The organism is Candidatus Arthromitus sp. SFB-rat-Yit (assembly GCF_000283555.1).
GTDB lineage: Bacteria > Bacillota > Clostridia > Clostridiales > Clostridiaceae > Dwaynesavagella.
In genome coordinates this window covers 942557-964942 of record NC_016012.1, presented here as the reverse complement: position 1 = coordinate 964942, position 22386 = coordinate 942557, and the positions used below count along the sequence as shown (strand labels likewise).

The 22386-nt window shown below is 28.3% G+C and carries 27 protein-coding genes; 24 read left to right on the top strand and 3 right to left on the bottom strand.

Features of this window, described 5'->3' with window-relative positions; genetic code table 11:
• The first annotated feature begins 4 nt into the window (after window positions 1–4).
• The 5 genes from RATSFB_RS04590 to RATSFB_RS04570 are packed head-to-tail and all read left to right on the top strand — an operon-like array spanning window position 5 to window position 4433.
• The gene (locus RATSFB_RS04590) at window positions 5–1459 is read left to right on the top strand and encodes a PTS ascorbate transporter subunit IIC (RefSeq protein ID WP_014094879.1); all 1455 of its coding nucleotides are present in this window, start codon (window positions 5–7) and stop codon (window positions 1457–1459) included.
• 14 nt (window positions 1460–1473) lie between these two features.
• Window positions 1474–1773 (top strand): PTS sugar transporter subunit IIB, encoded by a 300-nt coding sequence (locus RATSFB_RS04585; RefSeq protein WP_014094878.1) that lies wholly within the window; start codon window positions 1474–1476, stop codon window positions 1771–1773.
• Window positions 1774–1832: 59 nt separating this feature from the next.
• Window positions 1833–2867: a hypothetical protein gene (locus RATSFB_RS04580; RefSeq protein ID WP_014094877.1), complete on the top strand. Its 1035-nt coding sequence runs from the start codon at window positions 1833–1835 to the stop codon at window positions 2865–2867.
• Window positions 2868–2879: 12 nt separating this feature from the next.
• A complete protein-coding gene (locus RATSFB_RS04575) occupies window positions 2880–3578 on the top strand; it encodes an L-ribulose-5-phosphate 4-epimerase (RefSeq protein ID WP_014094876.1) in 699 nt (232 codons plus the stop codon).
• Between the two features lie 6 nt (window positions 3579–3584).
• Complete coding sequence (locus tag RATSFB_RS04570; protein ID WP_014094875.1) at window positions 3585–4433, top strand: L-ribulose-5-phosphate 3-epimerase; 849 nt, start codon at window positions 3585–3587, stop codon at window positions 4431–4433.
• 7 nt (window positions 4434–4440) lie between these two features.
• On the opposite strand, the gene RATSFB_RS04565 is transcribed toward RATSFB_RS04570, so the two are convergent.
• Window positions 4441–5766 carry a 6-phospho-beta-glucosidase gene (locus tag RATSFB_RS04565; RefSeq protein ID WP_014094874.1) on the bottom strand — a complete coding sequence of 442 codons (1326 nt, stop codon included), beginning with the start codon at window positions 5764–5766 and terminating at the stop codon, window positions 4441–4443.
• Window positions 5767–6112: 346 nt separating this feature from the next.
• Between RATSFB_RS04565 and RATSFB_RS04560 the strand changes: the two genes are divergently transcribed.
• The 11 genes from RATSFB_RS04560 (at window position 6113) to RATSFB_RS04510 (ending at window position 14758) form a co-directional block, all read left to right on the top strand.
• Complete coding sequence (locus RATSFB_RS04560; RefSeq protein ID WP_014094873.1) at window positions 6113–6415, top strand: PTS sugar transporter subunit IIB; 303 nt, start codon at window positions 6113–6115, stop codon at window positions 6413–6415.
• 56 nt (window positions 6416–6471) lie between these two features.
• Window positions 6472–7845 carry a PTS sugar transporter subunit IIC gene (locus RATSFB_RS04555; protein WP_242821383.1) on the top strand — a complete coding sequence of 458 codons (1374 nt, stop codon included), beginning with the start codon at window positions 6472–6474 and terminating at the stop codon, window positions 7843–7845.
• A gap of 58 nt (window positions 7846–7903) precedes the next feature.
• Window positions 7904–8080 (top strand): LPXTG cell wall anchor domain-containing protein, encoded by a 177-nt coding sequence (locus tag RATSFB_RS04550; protein WP_044035554.1) that lies wholly within the window; start codon window positions 7904–7906, stop codon window positions 8078–8080.
• Window positions 8077–9453, top strand: coding sequence for a glycoside hydrolase family 1 protein (locus tag RATSFB_RS04545; RefSeq protein WP_014094871.1), 1377 nt, complete (start codon window positions 8077–8079; stop codon window positions 9451–9453). Before RATSFB_RS04550 ends, RATSFB_RS04545 begins: the two co-directional genes overlap by 4 nt.
• Before the next feature lie 6 nt (window positions 9454–9459).
• Window positions 9460–9906, top strand: a complete 447-nt coding sequence (locus tag RATSFB_RS04540; RefSeq protein ID WP_014094870.1) for a DUF3284 domain-containing protein — start codon at window positions 9460–9462, stop codon at window positions 9904–9906.
• A 62-nt stretch (window positions 9907–9968) separates the two neighbouring features.
• A complete protein-coding gene (locus RATSFB_RS04535; RefSeq protein ID WP_014094869.1) occupies window positions 9969–10829 on the top strand; it encodes an EamA family transporter in 861 nt (286 codons plus the stop codon).
• A gap of 91 nt (window positions 10830–10920) precedes the next feature.
• Window positions 10921–11484 (top strand): alkyl hydroperoxide reductase subunit C, encoded by a 564-nt coding sequence (gene ahpC, locus RATSFB_RS04530; RefSeq protein WP_014094868.1) that lies wholly within the window; start codon window positions 10921–10923, stop codon window positions 11482–11484.
• Between the two features lie 95 nt (window positions 11485–11579).
• The gene (locus tag RATSFB_RS04525) at window positions 11580–12497 is read left to right on the top strand and encodes an ABC transporter substrate-binding protein (protein WP_014094867.1); all 918 of its coding nucleotides are present in this window, start codon (window positions 11580–11582) and stop codon (window positions 12495–12497) included.
• Entirely contained in the window at window positions 12490–13479 is a 990-nt protein-coding gene (locus tag RATSFB_RS04520; RefSeq protein ID WP_014094866.1) for a FecCD family ABC transporter permease, read from the top strand. The genes RATSFB_RS04525 and RATSFB_RS04520 overlap by 8 nt, the downstream gene beginning before the upstream one ends.
• Window positions 13480–13485: 6 nt before the next feature.
• On the top strand, window positions 13486–14262 hold the full coding sequence (locus RATSFB_RS04515) for an ABC transporter ATP-binding protein (RefSeq protein WP_014094865.1): 777 nt from the start codon (window positions 13486–13488) through the stop codon (window positions 14260–14262).
• A 19-nt stretch (window positions 14263–14281) separates the two neighbouring features.
• Complete coding sequence (locus tag RATSFB_RS04510; RefSeq protein ID WP_014094864.1) at window positions 14282–14758, top strand: HugZ family protein; 477 nt, start codon at window positions 14282–14284, stop codon at window positions 14756–14758.
• Window positions 14759–14796: 38 nt separating this feature from the next.
• On the opposite strand, the gene RATSFB_RS07400 is transcribed toward RATSFB_RS04510, so the two are convergent.
• Window positions 14797–14973 carry a hypothetical protein gene (locus RATSFB_RS07400; protein WP_173362857.1) on the bottom strand — a complete coding sequence of 59 codons (177 nt, stop codon included), beginning with the start codon at window positions 14971–14973 and terminating at the stop codon, window positions 14797–14799.
• 74 nt (window positions 14974–15047) lie between these two features.
• Entirely contained in the window at window positions 15048–16754 is a 1707-nt protein-coding gene (locus RATSFB_RS04505) for an Rqc2 family fibronectin-binding protein (RefSeq protein ID WP_014094863.1), read from the bottom strand.
• 117 nt (window positions 16755–16871) lie between these two features.
• On the opposite strand from RATSFB_RS04505, the gene RATSFB_RS04500 reads away from it, so the two are divergent.
• The 8 genes from RATSFB_RS04500 (at window position 16872) to RATSFB_RS04465 (ending at window position 22384) form a co-directional block, all read left to right on the top strand.
• The gene (locus RATSFB_RS04500; protein ID WP_014094862.1) at window positions 16872–18275 is read left to right on the top strand and encodes a GspE/PulE family protein; all 1404 of its coding nucleotides are present in this window, start codon (window positions 16872–16874) and stop codon (window positions 18273–18275) included.
• Window positions 18272–19465 carry a type II secretion system F family protein gene (locus tag RATSFB_RS04495; protein WP_014094861.1) on the top strand — a complete coding sequence of 398 codons (1194 nt, stop codon included), beginning with the start codon at window positions 18272–18274 and terminating at the stop codon, window positions 19463–19465. Before RATSFB_RS04500 ends, RATSFB_RS04495 begins: the two co-directional genes overlap by 4 nt.
• Window position 19466: 1 nt before the next feature.
• On the top strand, window positions 19467–19901 hold the full coding sequence (locus RATSFB_RS04490) for a hypothetical protein (RefSeq protein WP_014094860.1): 435 nt from the start codon (window positions 19467–19469) through the stop codon (window positions 19899–19901).
• Window positions 19894–20289 (top strand): hypothetical protein, encoded by a 396-nt coding sequence (locus tag RATSFB_RS04485; protein WP_014094859.1) that lies wholly within the window; start codon window positions 19894–19896, stop codon window positions 20287–20289. Before RATSFB_RS04490 ends, RATSFB_RS04485 begins: the two co-directional genes overlap by 8 nt.
• 205 nt (window positions 20290–20494) lie before the next feature.
• Window positions 20495–20776, top strand: coding sequence for a hypothetical protein (locus RATSFB_RS07465; protein WP_014094858.1), 282 nt, complete (start codon window positions 20495–20497; stop codon window positions 20774–20776).
• Between the two features lie 41 nt (window positions 20777–20817).
• Window positions 20818–21222 (top strand): hypothetical protein, encoded by a 405-nt coding sequence (locus tag RATSFB_RS04475; protein WP_014094857.1) that lies wholly within the window; start codon window positions 20818–20820, stop codon window positions 21220–21222.
• Window positions 21223–21237: 15 nt separating this feature from the next.
• Window positions 21238–22017 carry a hypothetical protein gene (locus RATSFB_RS04470; protein ID WP_014094856.1) on the top strand — a complete coding sequence of 260 codons (780 nt, stop codon included), beginning with the start codon at window positions 21238–21240 and terminating at the stop codon, window positions 22015–22017.
• Window positions 21950–22384, top strand: coding sequence for a hypothetical protein (locus RATSFB_RS04465; protein WP_014094855.1), 435 nt, complete (start codon window positions 21950–21952; stop codon window positions 22382–22384). Before RATSFB_RS04470 ends, RATSFB_RS04465 begins: the two co-directional genes overlap by 68 nt.
• Window positions 22385–22386: the final 2 nt, after the last annotated feature.

Below are 22386 nucleotides of genomic sequence, written 5' to 3'. Positions count from 1 at the left end.
TATTATGGAATTTTTAATTGGTATTTGGGAATTTTTTGCGAACAATATTTTAACTAAGCCAGCTTATCTTATAGGTTTTATGGTTTTAATTGGTTATTTATTGTTAAAAAAACCTGTATATGATGCATTTTCTGGTTTTATAAAAGCTACCGTTGGATATATGATCTTATCGGTTGGATCATCAGGACTTGTAAATAATTTTAGACCAATTCTTGTTGGACTTAAAGAGAGATTTAATTTAAGTGCAGCTGTTATTGATCCTTATTTTGGACAGAATGCTGTAAATGCAGGTTTGTCACCAGTTTTTGGTAGAACTTTTTCTAATGTTTTAATATTGTTGTTGATTGCTTTTATAATGAATTTATTGTTGGTTAAATTTAAAAAATATACAAAAATGAGAGCGGTATTTACAACAGGTCACGTTCAAGTACAACAGGCATCAACTGCTTTTTGGCTTATACTATTTTGTTTCCCATTTTTAAATGATGTTTGGATACTTATAACAATGGGAATTATATTGGGACTTTACTGGGCTGTTGGTTCAAACTTAACAGTTGAGATTACTCAAGAATTAACTGATGGTGGAGGGTTTTGTATAGCTCACCAACAAATGTTTGGAATAGCTATTTTCTCAAAACTCGCAGAGAAACTTAAGAGAGCCGACGGTAAGAAACTTGATGACATAAAGTTTCCAGGATTTTTATCAATATTTAATGAAAATATAGTTGCGACTTCATGTTTAATGTTCGTGTTCTTTGGAATTATACTTGCAGTTTTGGGAAAAGATTATTTAGTTCAATCTCAATTCCTTAGTGCGAGTGATAATTTCTTCTTCTATACATTAACAACTTCATTAAACTTTGCAGTTTATTTATCGATATTGCAACTTGGAGTTAGGACGTTTGTAACAGAACTTACTCAATCTTTCCAAGGAATTTCAAATTCATTCTTACCAGGATCTGTTCCAGGAATCGATTGTGCTGCAGTGTTTGGATTTGGTTCTTCTAATGCAGTAACTGTTGGATTTATTATGGGAGCATTAGGACAATTTTTGGCTATTTTAATCCTTTTACTTATTAAATCTCCAACGCTTATTATCGCGGGATTTGTGCCTTTATTCTTTGATAATGCGGTAATAGCTGTTTATGCAGATAACCGCGGAGGAATAAGAGCAGCGATGTTATTTCCATTTATATCTGGACTTATACAAGTATTTGGCTCAGCTCTTATTGCAGGATGGGTTGGACTTGCGGCATTTGGAGGATATATAGGAATGTTTGACTGGGCTACTGTATGGCCAATATTTACAGTTATTATGAAGTTTGCTGGATATATTGGAATAGCTATAGTTGTTCTAATTCTAATTATTATTCCACAGCTTCAATATCGTAAAAGACCAGATACTTATTTCTTGATTGTTGAAGATTGGGAAGCTTATAAAGAAAAGACTAATAAATAATTGAGGTGTATATTATGGCAGGAAAATTAAAATTGCTAGTTTGTTGTGGAAATGGTGCAGGAACTAGTATGATGATAAAATTAAATGTTGAGAAGGTTGTTAAAAAAATTGGTTTAGATGTTCAATCAATTTACCATTGTGCAATATCAGAAGGGAAATCATTAGCATCACAATATGACGTCGTATTATGTTCTAAGAACTTTGTTCCAATGTTTCAAGATGCAGAGAAAAAAGGAACAAAAATTGTTGGATTGAAAAACGTTATGTCAGTAAAGGAAATTGAAGAGTCTTTACTTGGTGCTGGTATAAAATAATTAAGGCTACCGTAAAGGTAGCTTTTCTTGTATCTGAAAATTGTTAAGGAGTGTTTAAAATGAAGATTACTAAAAAGAAGTTAGATGATATCAAAAGATGTTATGCAGTTAGTAGCATGAATTATGATGGTGTAAATCATTACATTTTTGCAAGTGAAGATCCTGATGTTATTTGTGAAAGTTTTAAGGGAGAAAATTTTGAATTTGATTGCGAGCTTTGGAAAAAGGCAGGGGGATGTATGTCACTTATCCCGATACCAAATAAGGAAAAAGAGTTCCTTGCAATTCAAGAATTTTATATGAAAGTTTCACCATCTCTTGCTAAGGTTGTTTGGGGAAAACTTGTTGATGGGAAGTGGGAATATAAAGATATTTTACAAATCCCATATATTCATAGATTTGATATTTATAGAGTTGGAGATGTGAATTATTTTATAGTTGCAACTATAGCTGAATTAAAAGATAACAAAGAGGATTGGAGTCGTGCTGGGAAAATTTATGTAGGAGTTCTCCCAGAAAGTCCAGAAGAAGAATTGAAAGTTGAAGTTTTAAGAGATGGAATGTTCAGAAATCATGGATATTCTAGAGATTATGATTCAGATGGAAGTGTTTGCGGTTACTTTGGTTGTGATGATGGTCTTTATAAGGTTAAGCCACCTAAAAATTTAGGAGGTGAGTGGAGTGTGGAGAAAGTTATGGATGGAATGGTTGGAGAGGTTTCTTTAATCGATATTGATAATGATGGAGTTAAGGAAATTATGACAATAGAGGCATTTCACGGAAACAAAATTCATATTCACAAGATGATAGATGGAGAGTATAAAAAAGTTTATACTTATGAGAATGAAATTGATTTTGCACATTCACTTACATCTGGAACCTTGAGAGGTGTTCCAACATTTATTGCAGGAGTTAGACGTATAGATGCTGAGTTATTTTATGTTCAATATGTTGATGGAAAATTTGTTACTAATATAATAGACAAGGGTGTAGGTCCTGCAAATCTGCATTTAGTAAATGAAGGTAATAGGGATTTGATTTTGAGTGCAAACCACACTGCAAATGAGGCTGTTGTTTATATTGTTGAAGATTAAGGAGGGGTTATTGTGTTAGAAAATTTAAAGAGAGAAGTATTTGAGGCAAATTTATTATTGCCAAAATATAATCTTGTAATTATGACTTGGGGAAATGTTTCTGCAATTGATAGGGAAACTGGATTAGTTTTAATAAAACCTAGCGGTGTTGATTATGAGGTTATGAAAGAAAGCGATATAGTTGTTTGTGATTTGGATGGTAAAGTTATTGAAGGAAATTTAAAACCTAGTTCTGACCTTATGACTCACATTGAAATTTATAAGAATTTTAAAGATGTGGGAGGTGTTGTTCATACTCATTCGAGATATGCTACGGCTTGGGCACAAGCTGGAAGAGATATAATAGCTTTGGGAACTACTCATGCAGATTATTTTTATGGAGATATTCCTTGCACAAGGGATATGAATGAAAAAGAGATAAATGGAGAGTATGAAGCTGAAACTGGAAAAGTTATAGTTGAAACTTTTAATACAAGAAATATAGATGCGAACCATGTTCCTTCTGTGCTTGTTAAAAGTCATGGACCTTTTTCTTGGGGTAAAGATGCTTTTGATGCAGTTCATAATGCTGTTGTACTTGAAGAATGTGCAAATATGGCATATTTGAGTAATCAATTAACAGGTAATAAATTAGAAAAAATGGATACAGTACTTTTAAATAAACATTTTAAGAGGAAACATGGACCAAACTCTTATTATGGACAGGGGTGATTTTAAATGAAACCTTATTTGCTAGGTCAGTATGAAAAAAGTATGCCATCAAATTTGAGTTGGATTGATAAGTTAACTTTGAATCGTGAATTTGGATTTGATTATTTGGAAATGAGCATTGATGAAACTGATGAAAAATTAAAAAGACTTGAATGGACTTCTCATGAAATTAAGTCTTTAAGAGATGATATTTTTGAGAGTGGACAAAAAATAAACTCTATATGTTTAAGTGCTCATAGAAAATTCCCTTTAGGACATTTGGATAAAGAAATACAAAAAAAATCTCTTGATATAATGGAGAAAGCTATTAATATCGCAAGTGATCTAGGAGTTCGAATAATACAGCTTGCTGGGTATGATGTTTATTATGAAGAATCAACAAGTGAAACTGAAAAAATATTTGAAGAAAATTTATATAAATGCGTAGAACTTGCATCAACTAAGGGTGTTATTCTTGGGTTTGAAACTATGGAAACAAGTTTTATGGACACAGTTAAGAAGGCAATGCATTATGTAAATATAATTAATAGTCCATATCTTGGAGTTTATCCAGATATTGGGAATCTTAAAAATGCGAGCCTTTTGTATAATCATAGTGTTAATGATGATATAAAAAGTGGAAAAGGTCATATATTTGCAGCACACCTTAAGGAAACGATACCTAACCATTATAGAGAAATAGAGTTTGGGCGTGGTCATACGGAATTCAAAGAGAATGTGATACTTCTTAGAGAAATGGGAGTTAGAATGTTTAATGGTGAGTTTTGGTATGTTGGTAATGAAAATTGGAGAGAAGTTTGTGTGGATGCTGTGAAATTTTTGAGGAATATTTTGGATGATGTGTTTAAGATGTAGCATTAAGCTACATCTTTTTTTTGAATTGTGGTAAGTATTCTTTGTGTGCTTCGATAAGCTCATCAATAACAATGTTTGCAATAGTGTCACTAGGACAAAGTGGGTTCATGTTGAGTGCAGTAACAGCAAGATTTCTATCTCCACTTATAGCACAATCAGCAACCATTCTTTCAAATGATTTTATCATTTGTATATATCCACTTATTTGAAGTTTTAAATTGCCTGTTGCAATTGGCTTTGGACCATCTGCCGTTATCCTGCAAGCAATCTCAACAGCACAATCATTTGGTATGTCTGATATAGCACCGTTATTTTTTACGTTTACATATTGTATATCGCCTGTGTTATTGTAAATACTTTGAATCAGATTACATGCAGCATCAGAATATTTAGCACCACCACGCATAGATAATTGTTCAGGTTTTTCTTGTAATTCTTCTTTATTATATAGTGCAAATAATTCCTCTTCAGTTTTATATACAACTTCTCCACGAACTTCGCCTTTTTTAAATTGTTCAAGTTCTTCTTCGAGTTGTTCTTTTGTGAAGAAGTAATAGTTGTGATATGGGCAAGGTATTGCATTTAGACCTTTTATAAATGATGGGGAGTAGGGAAGGGAAACGAAATTTTTCATTTGTATTGAATCTTCTTCGGACAAATAGGCGTATTTTTCTAAAACTTCCTGAAATCTTGATTTACCATTTACAAATATATCTGTCGCAAATATGAAATGATTTGTACCTTGTATTTCCATAGTTACGTCTTTTTCATTGACACCAAGTATTTTTGCAAATCCTTCAATCATATTAACAGGAACGTTGCATAGACCTATTGCTTTCTTGAAATTTGTATATTTTAAAATTGCTTCTGTAATTATTCCAGTTGGATTTGTGAAATTTATGAGCCAAGCATTAGGACAAATTTCCTCTATATCTTTAATAATCTCGAGTATAACTGGGATTGTTCTGAATGCTTTAAACATTCCACCAACACCATTTGTTTCTTGTCCAATCATTCCATGACTTAAAGGAATTCTTTCATCTAGTATACGAGCAGGTAATCTACCAACACGCATTTGAGTTGTAACGAAGTCAGCACCTTTTAGAGCTTTACGTCTATCGTAACTAAGAATTATTTCCATCGGTATACCTGCTTTTCTAACCATACGTTTTGCAAGATTTCCAACGATTTCTAATTTTTCTCGACCTTCTTCTATATCAACGAGCCATAATTCTTTTACAGGTAGGTTGCTATATCTTTTTATAAAACCTTCAACTAATTCTGGGGTGTAACTGCTTCCACCACCAATTGTAACAATTTTGATTGCTTTCATAATCTAAAATGTCTCCTTATTTTTAAAATTATATAAGATTATTAGATGAACATATTATTTAAGAAAGTTTGTTTAACTGTTTGAAGTTTTTTTAGAATTATTAAATGTAAATATATTTAAATTTGATGTAAAATTCATTAGTTTTAAATTGATAGTTTCCTTAAATCAAATATAAGTAATTTTATAACATGTTTAAATTGACATGTCTATATAAATATGATTAAATTAATATGAAACGTTTTCAAAATTTGAAATAAAATTTTGCTAAATGATTGCTTAAATGTTTTAAACATGATATTGTTCTGAATATCTGATATTTATGAAGAGATAATTAGGAGGTTTTATTATGATCAATATTTTACTTGTATGTTCTGCAGGTATGTCAACAAGTTTGATGGTTACAAAAATGAAGGATTCAGCAAAATCAAAAGGTATTGAAGCTGAAATTTGGGCTGTTCCTGAATCTGAAGCAACGGATAATTTGCCAAAAGCTGATGTTTTGCTCTTGGGACCTCAAGTTAGATTCTTAGAAACAAAGATGAAGGGTATTGCAGGGGATAAACCAGTAGCTGTTATAGATATGGTAGCATATGGAACTATGAATGGAGAAAAAGTTTTAGAACAAGCTTTAAGCCTAGTTGGTAAGTAAGTTATATTATTATCAGGGAGAGAGATATATAAGTAATGAATGCATTTTTAAAATGGATGGAAAAGTACTTTATGCCTTTTGCTTCCAAAATTGGAAGTCAAAAGCATTTAGTTGCTATTCGTGACGGATTTGTTGCAATAATGCCAATCACAATGGTTGGAAGTATTGCTGTACTTCTGAATGTTTTTTTGAGAGATCTTCCAAATACTTGGTTTGGTCCTGGAAATAAATTCGTGGAATCAATGTCCCAAATTATAAGTATTAACGGTAATGTTTATTTTGGTTCGATTGTTATTTTAGGAATCGTATTTACGTTTGCCTTTGGATATAATTTAGCACGCTCATATAATGTTAATCCAGTTGCTGGGGGTATTGTAGCTTTTGCGTCGGTTGTTACATGTATGAACCAGAGTGCTATTTTTGATTTTATATTGCCAAATGTAAATTTATCTTCTTTAGAAGCTCTTAGGAATATGGGACTTAATGTAGCTTTAAATAGTAATAATGACGTTGTTCTTCAAGGAGTTAGTGCTTGGGGATATATAGGTCAAGGTTATACTAGTGCATCTGGATTGTTTACTTGTCTTATAGTAGGATTCTTATCATCAATGATTTACATAAAATTGATGATTAAAAAAGTTACAATTAAACTTCCAGAATCAGTGCCACCAGCAGTAAGTAATGCGTTTGCTGCTATTATACCAGGAGTTGTGACTGTGTACACATTTGGTATATTGACACAAATTTGTATTTCAACAACAGGATTGTATCCGAATGATTTAATAATAAAATGGGTTCAAGAACCACTTTTATCTTTATCACAAGGCTTCTTTAGTGTCATAATAATATTGTTCCTAGTACAACTATTATGGTTCTTTGGATTGCATGGATCAAATGTTATGGCTCCAATAATAGAAGGAGTTTATACTCCAGCACTGCTTAAAAATTTAGAATACTTTACACAAAATGGAACAACTCAAGGAATGCCATATTTGTGGACTAGAGGATCGATTGATGCCTTTGCACAAATGGGTGGATCAGGAATAACTCTTGGATTGATAATTGCAATTTTTATTTTTTCAAAGCGTGATGACGCTAGAGCTGTTGCAAAACTTTCGGCACCAATGGGAGTGTTCAATATAAATGAACCTGTAATATTTGGTATGCCGATAGTTTTAAATCCTGTTTACCTGATACCTTGGTTAATTGTTCCGCCGATTTGTGGAATGGTTGCATACTTTTTTACAGCTATTGGAGTTATTCCGCCTGTATATATTCAAGTACCTTGGGTAATGCCCGTTGGGTTATATGCTTTCTTTTCAACAGGTGGAAGTATTTTAGCAGCTGGAGTTGCATTATTGAATGTTGTTATAGCTACTTGTATATGGACTCCATTCATTCTGTTAGCAAACAGAGTTAAAGATAAATGAACAAATTAATTGAGTAGGCTAGCCCTACTCTTAATTTTTAGGAAATTAAGGTAATTAAATGAAGAAAGATGAAAAATCAGCTTGGATTTTGTTTTTAATATCAATTGGATTGCTATTTATTATGTTATCGCCAAGAAACTCGAATCCTATGATAATGATCATTGGAGGATTGTTAATTATTTTGTTAGGAGTAATTTTATTTAAAAAAAATAAATCCGGAGGTAAAAAGAGATGATTAAGTTTCCAAATAATTTTTATTATGGTAGTGCTACTAGTGCAACTCAGAGTGAAGGTGCACATGATGATGGTCTAAAGGGACAAGATATATGGGATATTTGGTATGAGGAGGAGTCGTATAAATTTTTCGATGGCATTGGACCAAAAGACACATCAACTTTTTATAAAAATTATAAATCAGATATACAACTATTGAAACAAACAGGTCACAATTCTTTTAGAACATCTATAAGTTGGTCTAGATTATTCCCAAATGGATATGGGGATTTAAATCAAGATGCTGTAAAATTTTATCGAAACGTATTTGAGGAACTCAAAAGAGAAGGAATAGAACCTTTTGTTTGTTTGTTTCATTTTGATATGCCATATGAACTTCAAAAAATTGGTGGATGGGAAAATAGAAAAGTTGTAGATCATTATAGAGATTATGCAAAAAAATGCTTTGAACTCTATGGAGATATAGTTAAACATTGGTTTACATTTAACGAACCAATTGTACATGTTGAATGTGGATACTTGCTTTGCTATCATTATCCATGCAAAGTTGATCCAAAGGCTGCTGTTCAAGTTGCATACCATACAGCACTTGCAAGTGCATCTGCTATAAGAGAATATCACAACTTGAATCAGGAAGGGAAAATTGGAATAGTACTTAATCTTACTCCGGCATATCCAAGAAGTAACAATGAAAAAGATGTAGAGGCTTCAAGAATTGCTGAGCTATTTGCTAACAAAAGTTTCTTAGATCCAGCGGTTAAAGGGGAGTATAGTAGGGAGTTAGTTGATATAATCAAAAAACATGATTTGATGCCAACATATACAGATGAAGATTTGAAAATTATAAAGGAAAATACAGTAGACTTTTTAGGAGTTAACTATTATCATCCAGTTAGAGTTTGTGCAAAAGCGAATATGCCAAACCCAGATTCACCATTCTTCCCACAATATTATTTTGATGATTACGTAATGCCAGGTAGGAGAATGAACCCATATAGGGGTTGGGAAATTTATCCTAAAGGATTGTATGATATTGCTATAAATATAAAAGAAAATTACGGTAATATTGAGTGGATGGTAACTGAAAACGGAATGGGAGTAGAAGGTGAAGAGCGTTTTAAAAAAGATGGACGCATTGAGGATGATTATAGAATAGATTTTTACAAAGAACATTTGATGTGGCTTCATAAAGGAATTAGTGAAGGAAGTAATTGTATCGGATACCAAGTTTGGACATTTATAGATTGTTGGAGTTGGATAAATGCATATAAAAATAGATATGGATTAATAGAGCTTAATATTGATACTCAAGAAAGAACAATTAAGAAGTCTGGATATTGGTTTAAAGAATTACATGATAATAATGGGTTTTAGATAAAAATGATTGAGATAAAAGAAAGACTTAATGTAAGTGCAAAAGATTTTTTTAGTAAGATAGAGGAATCTGTAATTTATGATATAGAGCAATCAATGGGCAAAAAAATGGTTGTTAGTGATATACGCAATGGTTTTAAATATACGAAGAACCTTAAAAATAAACTTGGAGGAAGAGGAGAGGTTGAGGTGGTAATAACACATTTTGCTTCTCCCAAAATGTACAGTGCAAATTTTAAATCGGCATCTGGAGTTAATACTATATGTTATATTATTGATGAAATTGATGATGAAAATATTGATGTTATATATAAAGAAGAGTTTGTAGGCAAGACTGGCACTGCAAATTTAAATTTTAAGATAATGAATTTTTTCTATAAGAAAAGATCGAGGAAAAGAGCATCAAAACGTATAAGATATATCGAGTCATATATAAAATCCAATAAAGAGTAACGAACGTTTTAGTTTGTTACTCTTTTTGTTATGTATTAAAATTAACAGTGGAGGTTTTGAAAATGTGGTTTATTATGGCTATAGTGTCTGCATTCTTTGCAGGTATAACATCGATACTTGTAAAGTGTGGAATAAGAAAGACAAATTCAAATGTTGCAATGGCAATAAGAACAATTATAATTGTAATATTTTCATTAGTGATAGTTATTATAAGCGGAGCGTTTAGCTCTATTAAGGACATTACGTTGAGATCATTTGTGTTTCTTTTATTGTCGGGCATCATGACAGGGTTTTCTTGGATACTTTATTTCAAGGCTTTATCAATAGGTGATTTAAATAAAGTTGTTGTTATAGATAAGTCAAGTGTAGTGTTAAGCATACTTTTTGCTATAGTTTTATTTAATGAAACGGATAATTTATTAATTAAATTGATAGGTATTATTTTTATTTCAATTGGGACCATTTTGATGATTGAAAGGAAACAAATAAATAAGAACAAAAAGAAGAACATTTACATTTTATATGCAATTCTTTCGTCGATTTTTGCATCGCTAACTTCAGTACTTGGGAAAATTGGTATAGATAATGTAGACTCAAATCTTGGAACATTAATAAGAACGATCGTTATACTTATAATTTCTTGGATTATTATTTTTGTAACAAAAGAATACAAAGGAATTACAAAAATTGATAAGCGTGAATTAAGATTTATACTACTTTCAGGAATTTCCACGGGAGTATCATGGCTATGTTATTATTACTCAATAAAGAATGGAATTGTAAGCTTAGTAATTCCAATAGACAAATTGAGTATCGTTGTTTCTATAATATTCTCGTGTATATTCTTAAAAGAAAAATTAAGCAAGGTTTCATTTATGGGATTAATATTGATTGTATTTGGAACAATTATAATGACATTTTAAAATAATAATTAAATGATATTAATTATTAATATTTACAATATATATTCAATCTGATATAATAATAAATATCAATTAAAAAGGAGTTAGTGTTATGTCATTGATAAATAAGGAAATTTCTGATTTTAGTGTTCAAGCATTTTGTAATGGTGAATTTAAAACGATTAATAAGAGCGATGTTTTAGGAAAGTGGAGTATATTTTTCTTTTATCCAGCAGATTTCACATTTATATGTCCTACAGAATTAGAAGATTTATCAGATCTTTATGAAGAATTCAAAAGCAATAATTGTGAAGTTTATTCAGTTTCTACAGATACTCACTTTGTTCACAAAGCTTGGCATGATGCATCTGATAGTATCAAAAAAATTAAATATGTTATGCTTGCAGATCCAACGCATGTACTTTCAAAAGACTTTGAAGTATACATAGATGAAAATGGATTAGCTGAGCGTGGAGCTTTCATCCTTAACCCAGAAGGTAAAATAGTATGTTATGAAGTTAATGCTGGTAATGTTGGAAGAAATGCTTCAGAATTACTTCGTAAGTTACAAGCTAGCCAGTTTGTAGCACAATATGGTGATCAAGTTTGCCCAGCTAAGTGGAAACCTGGAAGTGAAACATTAAAACCAGGAATTGATTTGGTTGGAAAACTTTAATAAATGATTTAAGGGGCAATAATTTATGTTGCTCCTAAAATTATAAATAAAATAAATGATTTTGATTATCAATATTAAAATAGTGGAGTATATTTATGAAATTTAAAAGAGTATCGAGTATCATTTTAGTTAGCTTTTTGCTTCTTGGATGTAGTTCTGTTGGACAAGCATCTAAAGAAAATGATACGAATAGTAGCAATGTGTCAATTAATCAGCAACAAAAAGAAATTAAAATATCAGTAGCTAGTGTTGCGATTTCACATGTTCTATCTGAGCTTAATCAAAAGATAGTTGGAAGACCAACAACTAAGTTAGAATTACCAGCTACTTATGTTGATATTCCTGAAATAGGTAGTTCTTTTTCTCCAGATTTTGAAAAGGTTCTATCTGTTGGAACAGAACTTTTGATTGGCGATTATTTGTTTAAGGATAAAATTGAAAATTCAGCAAAACAATATGGAATTGACACATTCTATATTGACACTTCTAGTTATGATAAATTTTTACGTGATATAGAAGAATTAGGGAAAAAGATAAACAAAGAGAAAGAAGCAAGTAAGTTGGTAGAAAGATTTAGAGAGCCACTAAATAATTTAAGTGCTGTAAATAAAGATCTTAAAGTTGCTATAATATCCGGTACTTCAGAAAGCAATATGCTTGCGACGGAAGATTCTTATGTTGGAAGTTTGGTTAAAGCTTTGGGAGTAAAAAATATAGTTAATGAGATAATGGCGAGCAATTCAGATGTGCAAGCAGTGAACAATTATGTTAACTTAAATTTGGAGCAATTGCTAGTAAATCAACCAGATTTAATATTAACTTTTGGACATGGAAATATAGATGAGGCTAATAAGTCACTTGAAAAATTATTTGGAGAGAATCCAGCTTGGATGAATTTGGATGCTGTAAAAAATAACAAGATCTATAATTTAGATTCCAATTTATTTGGTACATCTGCAAATATTAATATTGATAAAGCACTTACTGAACTTGGAAGAATATTTAATGGTTAGTAAAAAGAAATCAGTAGCAATTATAGTTATTTCATATGTAGTATTATTTATTTTGGCATTTGTATTGTGTATCTTTGGTAGTGTAAAGTTTGAATTAAAAGAAATCTTGTTATCACTTTTTGGTAAGGGAAACAATTTATTAAACGTAATAGTTTATGAAATTAGACTACCGAGAAATCTTATTGCTGTTTTGGTTGGTGCTGGTTTATCTGTTTCAGGTATGCTTTTACAATCTGTCATGAAAAATCCATTGGCAGATCCAGGAATAACTGGAGTATCTTCGGGAGCTAGTGTTGTAGCAATTATAATACTCTTGGTTATTCCTTCATTTTCTTATGGTTTACCTATAGCATCTTTTTTGGGTGGACTTATAGCGTGCATGTTAGTATTTTTATTAGCATGGAAAGATGGAGGGATTTCTCCTAGCAGAATTATATTATCTGGTGTTGCTGTTAATGCTGTGTTTGGAAGTATAATATCAATATTTACAATTTTTTATAGTGATAGAATACAGAGTGCACTGCTTTGGTTAAATGGGAGTTTGTCACAGAAGACGTGGTCTGATTTTAAGCTTTTGAGTATTTATGTGATTATTGGACTAATATTGGCTTTGTTTTGTATAAAACCAGCTAATATATTAGCTCTTGGAGAAAAAACAATTTTAAATTTAGGATTCAATATTACATATTTGAGATTATTTGTATCTATAGTTGGAGTGTTTTTAGCAGCAGTATGCACATCTATTGTTGGTATCATAGGATTTGTTGGGCTTGTAATACCGCATATTTGTAGAATGATAGTTGGGTATGATTATAAATATTCTTTACCTTTAGCTATTTCTTTTGGTGGGATAATTGTACTTTTAGCCGATACATTATCTAGAGTAATAGGAGGGAGTATAGAATTACCTGTTGGTATAATAATGTCATTATTAGGAGCCCCATTTTTCCTATATTTATTAAGAAAAAAGAAAGGAGAGTAGTGATTTTTGTTAAGTGTAAAAGATTTAAAAGTTGGATATGAAGACAAGGTTATAATAGAAAAATTATCTATTGAGATACAAAGAGGGGAAATTGTAACAATTTTAGGACCTAATGGTTCGGGTAAATCTACTCTTCTTAATTGTTTAACTAGATATCTTAAACCTTTGTCTGGGGATATTTATTTTGAGGATGAAAATATTTATTTGAAATCTTTAAAAGATTTTTCAAAACAAGTAGCTATTTTATCGCAGCATAACGATTTAATAGGGGATATAACAGTAGAGCAGTTAGTTAAGTATGGAAGGTCACCTCATAAGAGATGGTATGAAAAGAAAAGTAATATAGATTGTGAAATAGTGGAACAAGCTATGAAATACACAAAAGTTTTCAAATATAGGAATACGAGTATTAATAGTTTATCTGGTGGAGAAAGACAAAGAGTTTGGATATCTATGGCTCTTGCACAAACTCCAAATTTATTGTTATTGGATGAACCAACAACATACTTGGATATATCACATCAGTTGGAGCTTATGGAACTTATTAAAGATATAAATATTAGCAAAAGTATAACTATAGTTATGGTTTTACACGATTTGAACCAAGCTATTCAATATAGTGATAAAATTATATTAATGAAGGATGGCAAAGTTTTTGATTATGGTAAACCTAAAGAAGTTATAAATTGTGAAAATTTAAGAGAGGTATATGATATAAATTGTCATATATGTGAGTACAAAAATAAATCAATAATAATACCAATTAGTAATTATAAATCCTAAAATATTGGAGGAAAATTAAATGAAAGAAATTTTAAATTCACAAAAAACTATAATGATTTCATCTTTGAATAGTGAAGGGTTTCCACAAATAAGTTATTCACCTTATATAATGGTAGATAATAAAGTTTATATTTATATAAGTAGAATTGCAGATCATCATAAGAATATAGATGAGAATGGAAATATAAGCTTAATGGTCGTAGCTGATGAATCTAAATCTCAAAATTTATTTGCTAGAGAAAGAGTAAGTTTTAATGGTAATGCAAAAAAAGTTGAAGAAGTTCCAGATTGTATTAGAGAAAAGTTTGAGGAAATACATGGAAAGAGAATGATGGAAGTATTGTATGGAATGGATTTTGACTTTTTCGAAATAACTATTTTAAATGGAAGATTAGTTAAAGGTTTCGGTAAAGCCTTTGATATAACATATGAAGATAATACTTGGATTGAAAAACAAGTATTTATAGATAAGAAAGCCCCTGCACATAATAAATAGCAAAAAATCCTATGAATAATTTTCATAGGATTTTTGTTTTAATCGCAGTAATCACAAAGATGATTACAAGCACAATTTATAGATTCTATTGCCGATCTTATAACTTTTTTGTTAGATTCTTTTTCACAATTACATTCAGCTTTTTGTAGAGAATCTATTATGTTTTGCATTGAATTTATACTTGAATCTACGTGATCTTGAACATTTCTTCCCATAATATAAACCACCTTTTATTTTAGAATACACTTATATTATTAGAATTTTAATTATTATTTATGTATTAAATTAACTAAGATTTTATTGTTAAGTTAAGTTCATCTATACTAGTGGGGGGAGTAACATAAGCAGTATTATATGATGTATAAATGACCATTCCAGGTTTTGCGTGTGGCATTTTTTTTACGTTCTTAACTTTTGTATAATCTACTGGAACATTTGAGGAAGAAGATGATTTGCTGTAAAATGCTGCTAACATGGATGCTATTTCTATTAATTTGTTATTTGGATTGTTATGTGCAAGTATAACATGGCTGCCTGCAATATTTTTAACATGAAACCATGTGTAGTCTTTTTTTGCAATCTTAAAAGTTAGTGATTCATTTTGTATATTATTTTTTCCTACAAAAATTGAAATTCCATTCGAGGTTACATAATGGTGTGGAGATGATTTTATTATGCTATCTTTATTTTTTGTTTTTATAACTTTCAAATAGCCACTTTCTCCAAGCTCAATTCTTATATCATCAATGTCATTAATGCTTTGTGCGTTGTTTAAGTTAAGAAGTACAGAGTTTAAATAATCTATTTCTTTTTCACAGGATGAAATGTTAATTAAATTTATTTCTTCAGATTTCTTCAGCTTTTTAAATTTTTTATAATAATACTCTATATTTTGCGATGGAGTCATTTTAGGATTTAATGGAATTTTAATTTCTTCCAGATTTTCACTGAAATAATTTTGAACCATTATGTGATCTTCTTTACCTTTTAGCATGTAGATATTTGAAGAAATTAGATCACCATAAAGTTTAAATTTATATTTATCCTCACTGTTTTTAATTTCATTTTTAAAAATTGAGATTTTTTTAGAAGATTTTTGTATGATAGAGTTTATAATCTTTTTGATATTTGTGAGTTTTCCATTTATATCGTCAGATATATTTTTGTTTATAATAAAATCATCTATTAATTCGTTTAAGTTTTGTTTTGTGATTTTATCATTGCTTATATTGATGTCAAAACTATAAAAATCTTTATATGTATTATTTACTTTATATAGAGTTGGATTGAGTTTTATGTTTTTAAATATTTCACTTAGAATTTCAAATTTTTTATCAAAGGATTCATTTGAGATTAATTCAAATATGAATTTTGATAGTTGGGGTGAAACTCCTTGAAATATTTTTGAATACATTGACGGTTCGTTTTCTATGATATTTAATATTTTTTTAAAGTTTTGTATTGTGAAATCCATTGGATTTAATTTTAAATCATCTTTTGGTGGATATTTATAAATTGAATTCGGTATAAGAGTTCTGTAAGAATTATTATTTAATGAAAGATGTTTTATAGAATCTAAAACTTTTTGAGTATCTTTTTCAACAAGTGAAACATTACTATGTTTGCCCATTAGCTCAATTATAAGTTCAAATTCCTTTACATTTCCAAGTTCATTTCTGTTTTCTATATATAATTTTAAAATTCGATCATTTTCTATTTGGGAAATATCTTTGATTGTTCCATTTAATATGTATTTTTTCAAAATAGTTGAAAACATAAAATTTGATTTTGGTGTTTCATGTTTTTGGTTAGTTAGGTTTATTGAATTATATTTGGAATTCGCACTTATCAATAAATTTTGGTTTTCACCACTGCACCTAACGTTAAAAACAAAACTATATTTATCAAACTGATTAATTTTCCTAATCTTACCATTTATTATTTTAGGTCTTAGTTCTTCAATTAATGAATATAGAAAAATTCCGTCTAATGGCATATATATCACCTCATTTTAAATTATAACATACAAATATTAAAAATTTTATTATTTAATATAAAGTCTGTATATTTTGAAAATTTAATGAAATAATCAAAATATATTTAACTAATCGGGGTGATAAGTTTGGTTTTAGAAGATATTGAATTGGATTTATTAAATTATGTTAATTATGATTTTGCGACAAAATTTAATGTTTTACCAATTAGGAGATATGATAATGGAGTTATAATAATTTGTTCTGAAATTATGGACAAGGTTATAAATGATTTAAAGGTTATGTTTAATGATAACGTTGTTCCATATATACGCTCTATAGAAAGTGTGCAACAAAATATAGCTCATTATTATGAAGTTTTTAAATCGAGACAAAATTTATCGGATGAAAACCTAGATGATATATATGATGATACCATTAGGACAGCTATAGATATGAAGGTAAGTGATATACATATTGAACCAAATAAATCTGGATCTAATGTTCGTTTTAGGCGTAATGGGGAGCTTGAGATGTTTAAAAAACTTTCATTTCGAGCACATAAATTCATATCAACAAAGATAAAAGTCATGAGTAATTTAGATATAACCGAGAAGAGGATATCTCAAGATGGAAAAATTACATATAAATACAATGATTTTAAATATAATTTGAGGGTTTCGACACTCCTTACATCTAAGGGAGAAAAAATTTCTATAAGAATCCATAATAATAGGAATGAATATGAAAATATAATTGATCTTGGATTTAGTGAAGAACAAATCGAAATTATAGAAAAGTATCTTATGAAAAAAAATGGAATGATTATATTATCAGGACCTACTGGAAGCGGAAAGTCAACCACTTTATATAAATTTATAGAGCATATAAATACTGAAAAAGTAAGCATCTATACTATAGAGGATCCAGTTGAATATGAAATTGATGGAATAAATCAAAGTTCTATTAATGAAAAAGCAGGGCTTACTTTTGATGAAATATCAAAAAATATATTAAGACATGATCCAGATGTATTAATGATTGGAGAAATTCGTGATGAAGAAACTGCAAAAGTTGCTGTGTCGTCTTCTGTAGTTGGACACAAGGTTTTTTCAACAATACATGCTAAGGATTCATTATCTGTAGTAACAAGGTTAATTGATTTGGGAGTTAGTGAATTTTTAGCTATAGACGCATTGGATTTGGTTATATCTCAAAGGCTTGTAAAAAAGTTATGTAGATGTAAGAAGAAAAAATATATTGATGAAATGATAGTATTTAACAAGAAATATGAAAAAGCAAAATATTATTCACCAAATGGATGTGAAAAATGTAAATTTACAGGTTATAGTGGAAGAATTTTATTAAGTGAGATTTTAGTGATAGATGATATAATAAAGGATATGCTCTTAAAGAAAAAAATAATGGCAGATATAAGAAAATATATTGAAATGAAATATTTTGAGTACTCTTTTAGTCAAAATGTACAAACTCTTATTGAAAGTGGAGAAGTTTATATAAAAGATATGGAGATTCTGAAATGATTGGGAATTATTTTGTTTTGGTTAAAGAGGAAAGAAAATTTAAATTTAAGTTTTATGAAGGTGATTTTAGAGATTTCTTATATAAATGCAAGTTAAAAATTTATTTTAAGCTTAAAATCCCTAAAATTTTTGTATTCAAGAAGAAATTGAAAATTACTTGGTACAAGAGATTTTGTGAGGACTTATATTTTCTTTTAGAGAGTGGAATTTCATTAACAGAAGCTATTCAAATTTTTAGTAATAACTCAAAGAATAACGCAAGACTTAAATCAGAATATAAATTCTATGATTCTCTCTACAGCAAGTTATTAAAAGGTAATTTATTTTATGATGCTTTGAGCAAGATGAATTATAAGTTAGATAATATATTTTTATCATTGATATCAGTTAGTGAAGAAACAGGTAAACTATCAGATGTACTTAACAATTTGAATAAATATTATGAAGATAAGATCAACATATCTAATAAAATTAAATCTTCTATGTCATATCCGATTTTATTATTTACATTTTTAATAATTATGTTTAATTTATGTATTCTAGTTTTTATACCTAGTTATTTCAATTCATTTCAATCACAAATTTCTAATTTACCAAATTTAAGTAGAATTTTTATAGATGTATGTTTGTTTATAAAAGACAACTATTTTACATTTTGTACATTAATGATAGGAAGTATAACTTTATTTATGACTTTGATTAAGAATAGAGTGTGTTTTGCCAAGATAATATTTAAGATCCCTATAATTAGTAAAATTCATTTTAAGAAGTGTCAGCTTAAATTTATTCAGATGTTATATTACATAATAGATAGTGGAATAGATCTAGCTACAGCATTAAAGATAATAGGTAGTTTAGGTAATGATGATTGCAGTAAATATGCAAATTATATTTATGGGGAGATTAATCAAGGATCTGATTTTTGTGAGGCATTAACAAATACTAAGATCTTTGATTCAGAAGTCATCTCTATAATAAGCGTTGGTGAGAAAAGTTCAAATTTAGCATTAGCATTAAAAAATATTTGGACAACCTATTCTAAAAGACATTATGAAAGTTTTGAAAGATATTCAAAATTGATAGAGCCAATTTTTATAGTAATTTGTGGAATAATCGTTTTGGTATTTATTTCAATATTTATTATTCCTTTGATATCATATGAGAATTTTAATTCCTTATGGGGTGGATGATATGAGGAAAAGTGGAATATTACTTTTAGAAAATATAACTTCATTGGTTATATTGATGATTATAGTCGGAGCTCTGACTCTTAATTTATTTGTGATCAAAAAAATTTATGACAATTATACTCATACAAAATTTAAATTGGAATTTATAGATTTTGTAAATAGGGGAAAATATTCTGCAATTAATACTTCGAACATTTATATATTAAAATTTTATGAGAAAAGGATTTTGCTTTCAAATAATCAAAATGAAATTGTAGATAGATTTGATTTTCCAAAATATATAAAGATGGTAAATTTTAATGGAATTTATAATTCTAGATTAATTATAGAAGATAATGGAGCTATAACTAGAGGAGCTACATTCTCATATTATTTTCACGATAAGCTGAACAAAATTACAATTTCAACTATAACAGGGAAAGTGAATTATGCGTAAATATAAAAAGCGAGGATCAATATTGTTTAAAAGTTTATTTTCGATAATTTTGGTAACTACGCTATGTATTTCAATTTCAAGAATGATAAATATAAATCTTAAAACCATGCGATCTGTTTTATTAACAAATGATATTACAAATAAAGTTGATATTGTAAAACACGAATTATTTTATAATAAGCAATATCTTCATATTAAAGGAGATGTTTACATAAATGCAAATAATATAAAAATCGGTGGATATAAAGAATTAAACCAACATTTCGAAAATTACAAGTACGATAATTTTGAATATTTTCATTTATATTTTAATGAAGATATGAATGATATCAATATAGAGTACATTAAAGGTGATCAAAAGATATTTGAAGATAAATTAAAAATTTGATATTGGAGGTGGACTTGATATTATAAGACATAAAAAGAGGGGATATATACTTTTAGAATCAATTATAAGCTTATCAATATTCATTGTTATTGCATTATCTATTAATAATTACATTATAAGTAGTGTTAAATATCTTATTTCAAATATTAATACATCTACAGATGTTTTAAAAATTCGTGAATTAGAGGCATTTTTAAATAGTGAATTGAATGAATATGCGTTTGATTTTAAAATGAATAGTGAAAACAAACTATCTTATAAGAAAATTATTCCTGTAAATACAACAAGATGTGATGTAAAAAAACGAGATATTACTTTTGGAAATGGCACAATAACTTTAAAATACGATGATAGAAATATAACTAATTTACTTAAAAATGTGGATGATTTTAAAATTTATAAGAATGGGAATTTAGTTTTTATTAAGATCTTATTGGGGGATATAGAATTAATAAAACCGATTTCATCTATGTCTTATAATATATAATTATTTTGAAGAAGAGAGGGATAGTTTATATACCATTTTTAATGGTATTAACATTAATTTTCAGTTTGATAATGAATTCAAATTATATGAGCAAAAATATTTCAGCTTATTTGGATTACGAAAATATTTCTGAAATAGATAAAATAGATCCAATTAATGATTTTTTATTTAAATTTAAAATGTACAAAGACGATTATTATAGTGCTATAGATGAATCTCTAATAGCAGATGATACGACGTTTTTGAATTACGTAATAAATAATAATATTAAATTATTTAAAGGAGATTTATATATATTGAATTTTAAATTAGGAAATAGTATTAATCCAAATGGAGATAAAATTTTACTTTATTATGATAGGATAACTAAAAAGGGTTACTATTTTTATGCTGAAGAAAATGGAAGAGATATTAAATTAGATCTTGCTCGTATTTTTAGAGTTTAACATTTTGGAGGGATTATGAAGAATTTAATATATTATAACAAGGATAAATTTGATATATATTTTAAAAAAATAACAAATAAATATGAAAAATCAAATATATCAGATGTTTATATTAAAGATATAAATAGATTCAACATAAAAAATTCAATTATTATATTTGAGGTTAGAGATTTTTTGATTAAATCTCTAATAATGCCTTTGGATAATTATATAGGGGATAGAATATTGAATTCATTAAAGTTTTATTTTAATGGATTTGATGATGATATATTGTATGATTATTTCCTTTTGGATTCAGAAATTAATAATGGACAGGTTCGTATATTGTTATATGCTATGAAGATAAAAAACGATATACAAGAAATTTTAAAATATATAGATAAATCGTATCTAGTAGTTAGACCTTTGCAATTTGTAATGATTGAGTATATATCAAATAAATTTAATACTAAAAATGGTATTCTAATAAATAAAATCGATGATTTGAATTATAACATTATTATGTTTAAAAATTCTTTGATATTATTGAATAATTATATTAATAAAGAAACTTTCAACAATTTAGATATGTATATAATTGATAATATTAAAGAAGTTAAAGAAGAGTTTAAAATTTCAATTAATAATGATATATATTTCTTGAATTGTGATCAAGATAGTATATTACTTAGTGAAAAATTCAAATGCACATTTTTAAATCATGATGTGGAGGGAATATTAAGAGAACATGACTACATTAGAAGTAAATTTTCTAAGTTTTGGAAAAAGAGAGAGGATTTTAAAAAGAACGCATAGAAAGTATATATCGTATATTTTTATAATTTTAATATTGATAGGCGTATTAGCTAAAAATATTTTAACAAATAGGAATATTTACAATGATTTGATGAATTTAAGACAATCTAGTGTTATAAATCAAATAAGTCAAGAGTATCAAAATAATATTGAACCTATTTTACTATTAATTGATAATGTAAAACCATTTATAGAAAATATAGTTTGTACTTCAAATCATATAAGTGTTGATGTGAAGATTGCAGATAAAAAATATATATATAGTATAGTTGATAATTTAAGACAACACAATTTGGATATTAAGTCATATGGATATGTATCTGAAAATGATGGATTATATTTGTATAAGATAGACATAGGGGTATAGAT

Excerpts from the sequence above, each read along its gene's own strand:
- RATSFB_RS04590 (WP_014094879.1), top strand. The coding sequence starts at position 5 with ATGGAATTTTTAATTGGTATTTGGGAATTTTTTGCGAACAATATTTTA.
- RATSFB_RS04585 (WP_014094878.1), top strand. The coding sequence starts at position 1,474 with ATGGCAGGAAAATTAAAATTGCTAGTTTGTTGTGGAAATGGTGCAGGA.
- RATSFB_RS04580 (WP_014094877.1), top strand. The coding sequence starts at position 1,833 with ATGAAGATTACTAAAAAGAAGTTAGATGATATCAAAAGATGTTATGCA.
- RATSFB_RS04570 (WP_014094875.1), top strand. The coding sequence starts at position 3,585 with ATGAAACCTTATTTGCTAGGTCAGTATGAAAAAAGTATGCCATCAAAT.
- RATSFB_RS04565 (WP_014094874.1), bottom strand. The coding sequence starts at position 5,766 with ATGAAAGCAATCAAAATTGTTACAATTGGTGGTGGAAGCAGTTACACC.
- RATSFB_RS04560 (WP_014094873.1), top strand. The coding sequence starts at position 6,113 with ATGATCAATATTTTACTTGTATGTTCTGCAGGTATGTCAACAAGTTTG.
- RATSFB_RS04555 (WP_242821383.1), top strand. The coding sequence starts at position 6,472 with ATGGAAAAGTACTTTATGCCTTTTGCTTCCAAAATTGGAAGTCAAAAG.
- RATSFB_RS04550 (WP_044035554.1), top strand. The coding sequence starts at position 7,904 with ATGAAGAAAGATGAAAAATCAGCTTGGATTTTGTTTTTAATATCAATT.
- RATSFB_RS04545 (WP_014094871.1), top strand. The coding sequence starts at position 8,077 with ATGATTAAGTTTCCAAATAATTTTTATTATGGTAGTGCTACTAGTGCA.
- RATSFB_RS04540 (WP_014094870.1), top strand. The coding sequence starts at position 9,460 with ATGATTGAGATAAAAGAAAGACTTAATGTAAGTGCAAAAGATTTTTTT.
- RATSFB_RS04535 (WP_014094869.1), top strand. The coding sequence starts at position 9,969 with ATGTGGTTTATTATGGCTATAGTGTCTGCATTCTTTGCAGGTATAACA.
- ahpC (WP_014094868.1), top strand. The coding sequence starts at position 10,921 with ATGTCATTGATAAATAAGGAAATTTCTGATTTTAGTGTTCAAGCATTT.
- RATSFB_RS04525 (WP_014094867.1), top strand. The coding sequence starts at position 11,580 with ATGAAATTTAAAAGAGTATCGAGTATCATTTTAGTTAGCTTTTTGCTT.
- RATSFB_RS04520 (WP_014094866.1), top strand. The coding sequence starts at position 12,490 with ATGGTTAGTAAAAAGAAATCAGTAGCAATTATAGTTATTTCATATGTA.
- RATSFB_RS04510 (WP_014094864.1), top strand. The coding sequence starts at position 14,282 with ATGAAAGAAATTTTAAATTCACAAAAAACTATAATGATTTCATCTTTG.
- RATSFB_RS07400 (WP_173362857.1), bottom strand. The coding sequence starts at position 14,973 with ATGGGAAGAAATGTTCAAGATCACGTAGATTCAAGTATAAATTCAATG.
- RATSFB_RS04505 (WP_014094863.1), bottom strand. The coding sequence starts at position 16,754 with ATGCCATTAGACGGAATTTTTCTATATTCATTAATTGAAGAACTAAGA.
- RATSFB_RS04495 (WP_014094861.1), top strand. The coding sequence starts at position 18,272 with ATGATTGGGAATTATTTTGTTTTGGTTAAAGAGGAAAGAAAATTTAAA.
- RATSFB_RS04490 (WP_014094860.1), top strand. The coding sequence starts at position 19,467 with ATGAGGAAAAGTGGAATATTACTTTTAGAAAATATAACTTCATTGGTT.
- RATSFB_RS04485 (WP_014094859.1), top strand. The coding sequence starts at position 19,894 with ATGCGTAAATATAAAAAGCGAGGATCAATATTGTTTAAAAGTTTATTT.
- RATSFB_RS04475 (WP_014094857.1), top strand. The coding sequence starts at position 20,818 with ATGGTATTAACATTAATTTTCAGTTTGATAATGAATTCAAATTATATG.
- RATSFB_RS04470 (WP_014094856.1), top strand. The coding sequence starts at position 21,238 with ATGAAGAATTTAATATATTATAACAAGGATAAATTTGATATATATTTT.
- RATSFB_RS04465 (WP_014094855.1), top strand. The coding sequence starts at position 21,950 with ATGACTACATTAGAAGTAAATTTTCTAAGTTTTGGAAAAAGAGAGAGG.